Below are 6,271 nucleotides of genomic sequence, written 5' to 3'. Positions count from 1 at the left end.
GGACAGGAGGGTGTAGGGGAGGGTGTCCGCGGGCACTTTCGGGTGGCACAGCCGGAGTTCGCCCTCGGCGGGGGCGCCGGCCCGGTGCATTTTCACGGGGTGGCGAATTCCGGGCTGGACGCGGAGAGTTCGGCCACCAGGCGGGTGAGGGCCGGGTCGCTCGGGCGGTCGGCGTGTGCGGTGCGCAGTGACGCGACCAGTTGCGCGCCGATCGAGTCCTCCGGCTCCCGGTTGGCGGGGGCGGCGCCGTAGGGGCAGCAGAAGACCTGCCAGAGCAAATTGCGCTCGTGCGCCGGGCGTTGTGCCAGGCCCGCCATCAGGGCGGCGCCCAGCGGGTTCCAGGCCGGCAGGTCGAAGCGGGGTCCCGCGATGAAGGCCGGGGCGTCGTTCAGGGCCTCCAGCAGCGCCCGGGCGGCCGGGGTGACGGGCCTGGTCCGTACGGCCGCGGGCTCCCGGCGCGGGGCGGCGAGCGTGTGCAGATAGGCGCGTTCGGCGTCGGTGAGCAGCAACGCCCTTGCCAGGGAGTCCAGTACGGCGGGGGTCGGGACGCGGGGGCGGCCCTGCTCAAGTCGCGTGTAGTAGTCGGGCGAGATGCCGGCCCTGGCCGCGACATGGCGTATCGCCAGATCAGGCGCGGGCACCGGGCCTGTAGCGTTGCGGTCCACTCACCGCAGTCTGCCCGGGCGCAGGCTCCGCGGTCATCCTGGTTTCGTCGCCCGGCAGGGACCGCGGAGGGCCGCATGACGGAAGCGCGGGACGGCGAGCAGCTTGCCGGGGGGATGGCCAACGCCGGTGCGGTCTACCGGCGCGGCGGACTCGTGGACCGGCCCGCGTCCAGGAACGCGGCCGGTGTGCACGCGTATCTCGCCGCCCTGCGGGACCGCGGCTTCGACGGTGCGCCCGTCGGCGCGGGTCTCGACGGGGACGGGCGGGAGCAACTCACCTACGTCGAAGGCGAGGTGGCCCTGCCGCCGTTCCCGGCGTGGGCGATGACGGACGACGCGCTGGTGTCCGTGGGCCGGCTGCTGCGGCGGCTGCACGACGCGGGCGCCGGGGTGGACATCGACCCGGGAGCGCACTGGGACCGTGAACTGGCCGACCCGGCGGGCGGACCCGTGCTGTGCCACAACGACGTCTGCCCGGAGAACGTCGTCTTCCGCGGCGGCCGGGCCGTCGCCCTGATCGACTTCGACCTCGCCGCTCCCGGCCGCCCGCTGTGGGACGTGGCGATGACCGCCCGCTACTGGGTGCCGATGCTCGATCCGGCCTCGGCCACCGCCCGGTATCCGTGCGGACTGGACCAGTTGGGCCGACTGCGGCTGCTGGCAGACGCGTACGGGCTGACGCCGGCCGAGCGCGCCGAACTGCCCGCGGTCATCGAGCAGGCCACCGCGGCGGGCCGCGCCTTCGTCGAGCGCCGGGTCGCGGACGGCGACCCCGGCTACGTCGAGGCGGTCGCCCGGCGGGGCGGCTGGGCGCGCTGGGACCGGATGCAGGAGTGGCTGGTCGCGCACCGGAACGCGTACGCGGCGGCACTGACGGAGAGCCCGTCACCGTAGCGCGTACCCCTCACGGGCGTGAGGGGGTATCACCGCAGCGAGAGGGTGCCGCGGAAGAAGCCAGCTCTCGCTTCCGCGACACCCTCTCACCCGCGCGCGTACGCCTTACGCCCGCGCGTACCTGCTACGCCAGCAGGCCCGGGATCGTCGCCTCGTGCACCGAGCGCAGTTCGGCCAGCGGGAGCGTGAACTCGCCCTGGACCTCGACCGCGTCGCCGTCGATCACCCCGATCCGGCTGACCGGCAGACCCCGCGCCCCGCACATGTCGGTGAAGCGCAGCTCCTCGGAGCGCGGGACGGCCACGATCGCGCGGCCCGCCGACTCGGAGAAGAGGAAGGTGAAGGCGTCGAGCCCGTCCGGCACGACCAGCCGGGCGCCCTGCCCGCCGCGCAGGCAGGACTCGGTCACCGCCTGGATGAGCCCGCCGTCGGACAGGTCGTGAGCGGCGTCGATCATGCCGTCGCGCGAGCCGGAGATGAGGATGTCGGCCAGCAGCCGCTCCCGCTCCAGGTCCACGGCGGGCGGCAGCCCGCCCAGGTGGTCGTGGACGACCTGCGACCAGGCCGAGCCGCCGAACTCCTCGCGGGTGTCGCCGAGCAGCAGGATCAGCTGGCCCGGCTCCTTGAACGCCATCGGAGTACGCCGGTTGACGTCGTCGATCACGCCGAGGACGGCGACCACCGGGGTCGGGTGGATGGCGGCGTCCCCGGTCTGGTTGTAGAGCGAGACGTTGCCGCCGGTCACCGGCGTACCCAGCGCGAGGCAGCCGTCGGCCAGACCCCGGGTGGCCTCGGCGAACTGCCACATCACCGCCGGGTCCTCGGGTGAGCCGAAGTTCAGGCAGTCGGAGACGGCCAGCGGCTTCGCACCGGTCGCGGCGACATTGCGGTACGCCTCCGCGAGCGCGAGCTGCGCGCCCGCGTACGGGTCGAGCTTGGCGTACCGCCCGTTGCCGTCGGTGGCGATGGCCACGCCGAGGTCGGTGACGGCGTCGATGCGGATGACGCCGGAGTCCTCGGGCTGCGCCAGCACCGTATTGCCCTGCACGAAGCGGTCGTACTGGTCGGTGACCCACGCCTTGGACGCCTGGTTCGGCGAACCGACCAGCGCGAGCACCTGCTCGCGCAGCTCCTCGGCGGTGGACGGCCGCGCCAGCTTCCCGGCGTCGTCGGCCTGGAGCGCGTCCTGCCAGTCGGGGCGGGCGTACGGGCGGTGGTAGGTGGGACCCTCGTGCGCGACCGAGCGCGGCGGTACGTCCACGATCTGCTCGCCGTGCCAGAAGATCTCCAGCCGCGAGCCCTCGGTGACCTCACCGATGACCGTGGCGATGACGTCCCACTTCTCGCAGATCTCCAGGAAGCGCTCGGCCTTGCCGGGCTCGACGATCGCGCACATCCGCTCCTGCGACTCGCTCATGAGGATCTCCTCGGGCGAGAGCGTCGCGTCGCGCAGCGGCACGGTGTCCAGCTCGACCCGCATGCCGCCGGAGCCGGCCGAGGCCAGCTCGGAGGTGGCGCACGACAGGCCGGCGCCGCCCAGGTCCTGGATGCCCGCGACCAGCTGCTCGCGGAAGATCTCCAGGGTGCACTCGATGAGCAGCTTCTCCTGGAAGGGGTCGCCGACCTGGACGGCGGGCCGCCGCGAGGGACCCGTCGCGTCGAAGGTCTCGCTGGCCAGCACCGAGACGCCGCCGATGCCGTCGCCGCCGGTCCTGGCGCCGTAGAGGATCACCTTGTTGCCGGCGCCGGACGCCTGGGCGAGGTGGATGTCCTCGTGCTTCATGACGCCTACGCACAGCGCGTTGACCAGCGGGTTGCCCTGGTAGCAGGGGTCGAAGACGACCTCGCCGCCGATGTTGGGCAGGCCCAGGCAGTTGCCGTAGCCGCCGACGCCGGCGACGACGCCGGGCAGCACGCGCTTGGTGTCGGGGTGGTCGGCGGCGCCGAAGCGCAGCGGGTCCATGACCGCGACCGGCCGCGCGCCCATCGCCAGGATGTCGCGCACGATGCCGCCGACGCCGGTGGCCGCGCCCTGGTAGGGCTCGATGTACGAGGGGTGGTTGTGCGACTCGATCTTGAAGGTGACGGCGTAGCCCTGCCCGACGTCCACCACACCGGCGTTCTCACCGATGCCGACGAGCAGCGCGTCGGTCTGCGGGGCTTTCTCGCCGAACTGCTTGAGGTGCACCTTGCTCGACTTGTACGAGCAGTGCTCCGACCACATGACCGAGTACATCGCCAGCTCGGCGCCGGTCGGCCGGCGGCCCAGGATCTCCCGGACGCGGGCGTACTCGTCCTCCTTGAGGCCGAGTTCCTTCCAGGGCTGGCCGGCGTCGGGGGTCTCGCCGGCGTGCTTGACCGTGTCGAGCGTCATGCGGTGACCAGTTTCTTGAGTACCGAGGTGAAGAACGCGAGGCCGTCGGTGCGGCCGGTGCCGATCAGCGGCTCCACCGCGTGCTCGGGGTGCGGCATGAGGCCGACGACGTTGCCCGCCGCGTTGCTGATGCCGGCGATGTCGCGGAGCGAGCCGTTGGGATTCCCGTCGAGGTAGCGGAAGGCCACCCGGCCCTCGGCCTCCAGCTCGTCGAGAGTGCGCTGGTCAGCGGTGTAGCGGCCGTCGATGTTCTTGAGCGGGACGGAGATCTCCTGGCCGGCGGCGTAGTCGGCGGTCCAGGCGGTCGCGGTGCTCTCGACCCGCAGCTTCTGGTCGCGGCAGACGAAGTGGAGCCCGGTGTTCCTGAGCATCGCGCCCGGCAGCAGATGCGCTTCGCACAGCACCTGGAAACCGTTGCAGATGCCGAGCACCGGCATTCCTGCGTTCGCCTGTTCGATAACCGTCCCCATCACCGGCGAGAAGCGCGAGATCGCACCGGCCCGCAGATAGTCGCCGTAGGAGAACCCGCCGGGCAGAACGACCGCGTCGACCTGCTTGAGGTCCTTGTCGCGGTGCCACAGCGGTACGGCTTCGGCGCCCGCGATGCTGATCGCCCGCTGCGTGTCGCGGTCGTCCAGCGTGCCGGGAAATGTGACGACGCCAATGCGGGCAGTCACGACTCGACCTTTACGTCGAAGTCCTCGATCACGGTGTTGGCAAGAAAAGTTTCCGCCATCTCCCGAATGCGGGCGAGGGCGGCGTCGTCGACCGGCCCCTCGACCTCGAGTTCAAAGCGCTTTCCCTGGCGGACGTCGGAGATCCCGTCGAAGCCGAGGCGCGGCAGCGCGCGCTGTACCGCCTGGCCCTGGGGGTCGAGGATCTCCGGCTTGAGCATGACGTCGACTACGACGCGTGCCACTGGCACTCCCGGTGGTGTGGTGCGTGAGGTCCTCCCAGGGTACCTGGTGGGAAATTCTACGCGAGTAGATATGGGGCGCCCGACCGGTGAGCGGCAGATCATGCATCACGTTTATGTATCGGCTGTCAAAATACCTGGGGAAACGCGGCGGAAAATCATAGGGTCCCGATGGCGTACAGGCTTGGGATGACGTACGGCCGGGAATTATCAGTAACATCTGCATCCCATTCCGTGACACCGCACAGCTTCGCCCTGAATGCACATTTGTCGACACCTGCGCGTCTGCGTGCCCGCGACACCACAGCCGGGCCGGACGCCGTACCGCACCGGGCCGCAACAGGCCCGGCGGTGCGGCCCGGTCACCGGTCCCGGCGACTCCGGCCGGTCATCGCGACGGCATGCCGACGGCGTACGAAAGGACCGATTCCCATGGCGCAACGCGTACTGGTCACCCTCGCTGATGATCTCGACGGCGGCGAGGCCGCGGAAACGATCGCATTCGGCGTCGACGGGCAGTGGTACGAGATCGACCTCTCGTCCGAGAACGCGGACAAACTGCGTCACGAGCTGGCGCCCTACGTCGAGGCCGGCCGCCGCCGCACGCTTTCCGGCCGCGCCTACAAGCGCACCCCGATCGCACCCACGCCGGCGACCGTGCGGGCCTGGGCGCAGTCCAACGGATTCGAGGTGCCCGCCCGCGGCCGTATTCCGAAGAAGGTCTACGAGGCGTTCAGCAAGGCGAGCTGAACGCACGGCAGTTGGGTTGTGCGGCCGGCCCGGGACAGGGCCGGCCGCACACCCGGCAGGGGCGCGACGCGGCCGGGCCGGGCCGACTGGACAGCCACCCCCACCCTTCCGCTAGTGTGTGGAGCACGCCGAGGGCAGGACCGAAAGGCCAGGTCAACGGACATCATGCGGGTGTAGCTCAGTAGTAGAGCGCCCCCCTTCCAGGGGGGAGGCGCAGTGTGCAATTCCTGTCGCCCGCTCCGATCGCCTACGCGAAAGCGTCGCGGTCATTGACCACTGGTCATTGACATGCGGCGCTTCGGGTAGAGTGATCCGCACGACCTGCGGACGTGGCTCAGTTGGTAGAGCATCACCTTGCCAAGGTGAGGGTCGCGAGTTCGAATCTCGTCGTCCGCTCNGCTCAGTTGGTAGAGCATCACCTTGCCAAGGTGAGGGTCGCGAGTTCGAATCTCGTCGTCCGCTCCAGTCAGACGAAGGCCCCGGTTCTTGTGACCGGGGCCTTCGCTGTACTCGCGGTCCGTACCCGGGCCGTACGGCCCGCCCGCGGATATGCGTTTCCGGCGCGCGGGGCCGATCGGGTACAGTATCGGCACCACCTGCGGACGTAGCTCAGTTGGTAGAGCATCACCTTGCCAAGGTGAGGGTCGCGAGTTCGAATCTCGTCGTCCGCTC

6 protein-coding genes and 3 tRNA genes are annotated in these 6,271 nt (G+C 70.6%); 5 read left to right on the top strand and 4 right to left on the bottom strand.

The annotated features are described in order from the left end of the window. Nucleotides 1-92 precede the first annotated feature (92 nt). Nucleotides 93-665 (bottom strand): helix-turn-helix transcriptional regulator, encoded by a 573-nt coding sequence (locus V7E46_RS31900; RefSeq protein ID WP_333771667.1) that lies wholly within the window; start codon nt 663-665, stop codon nt 93-95. Nucleotides 666-740: 75 nt separating this feature from the next. Between V7E46_RS31900 and V7E46_RS31895 the strand changes: the two genes are divergently transcribed. Beyond that, nucleotides 741-1,559, top strand: coding sequence for a phosphotransferase enzyme family protein (locus V7E46_RS31895; protein ID WP_333771666.1), 819 nt, complete (start codon nt 741-743; stop codon nt 1,557-1,559). Between the two features lie 124 nt (nt 1,560-1,683). On the opposite strand, the gene purL is transcribed toward V7E46_RS31895, so the two are convergent. From purL to purS, 3 genes are read right to left on the bottom strand one after another with little or no spacing between them, the layout of a single operon-like run. Further along, the gene (gene purL / locus V7E46_RS31890) at nt 1,684-3,933 is read right to left on the bottom strand and encodes a phosphoribosylformylglycinamidine synthase subunit PurL (RefSeq protein WP_333771665.1); all 2,250 of its coding nucleotides are present in this window, start codon (nt 3,931-3,933) and stop codon (nt 1,684-1,686) included. Continuing rightward, entirely contained in the window at nt 3,930-4,610 is a 681-nt protein-coding gene (gene purQ, locus V7E46_RS31885; RefSeq protein ID WP_329177696.1) for a phosphoribosylformylglycinamidine synthase subunit PurQ, read from the bottom strand. Before purQ ends, purL begins: the two co-directional genes overlap by 4 nt. Then, the gene (gene purS / locus V7E46_RS31880) at nt 4,607-4,852 is read right to left on the bottom strand and encodes a phosphoribosylformylglycinamidine synthase subunit PurS (protein ID WP_329177694.1); all 246 of its coding nucleotides are present in this window, start codon (nt 4,850-4,852) and stop codon (nt 4,607-4,609) included. Before purS ends, purQ begins: the two co-directional genes overlap by 4 nt. A 429-nt stretch (nt 4,853-5,281) precedes the next feature. Between purS and V7E46_RS31875 the strand changes: the two genes are divergently transcribed. The 4 genes from V7E46_RS31875 to V7E46_RS31860 all read left to right on the top strand — a co-directional run bounded on the left by V7E46_RS31875 (nt 5,282) and on the right by V7E46_RS31860 (nt 6,270). Next, nucleotides 5,282-5,599 (top strand): histone-like nucleoid-structuring protein Lsr2, encoded by a 318-nt coding sequence (locus tag V7E46_RS31875; RefSeq protein WP_329177693.1) that lies wholly within the window; start codon nt 5,282-5,284, stop codon nt 5,597-5,599. A gap of 167 nt (nt 5,600-5,766) precedes the next feature. After that, nucleotides 5,767-5,838 (top strand) — tRNA-Gly (locus tag V7E46_RS31870). An 84-nt stretch (nt 5,839-5,922) separates the two neighbouring features. Next, a tRNA-Gly gene (locus V7E46_RS31865) sits at nt 5,923-5,995 on the top strand. Between the two features lie 202 nt (nt 5,996-6,197). After that, a tRNA-Gly gene (locus V7E46_RS31860) sits at nt 6,198-6,270 on the top strand. Nucleotide 6,271: the final 1 nt, after the last annotated feature.

The sequence above is a fragment of the Streptomyces sp. IBSBF 2435 genome (assembly GCF_036815005.1).
Classification (GTDB): domain Bacteria; phylum Actinomycetota; class Actinomycetes; order Streptomycetales; family Streptomycetaceae; genus Actinacidiphila.
Note: the sequence above shows the minus strand (reverse complement) of the source record. Positions and strands in the feature narration are given on the sequence as shown.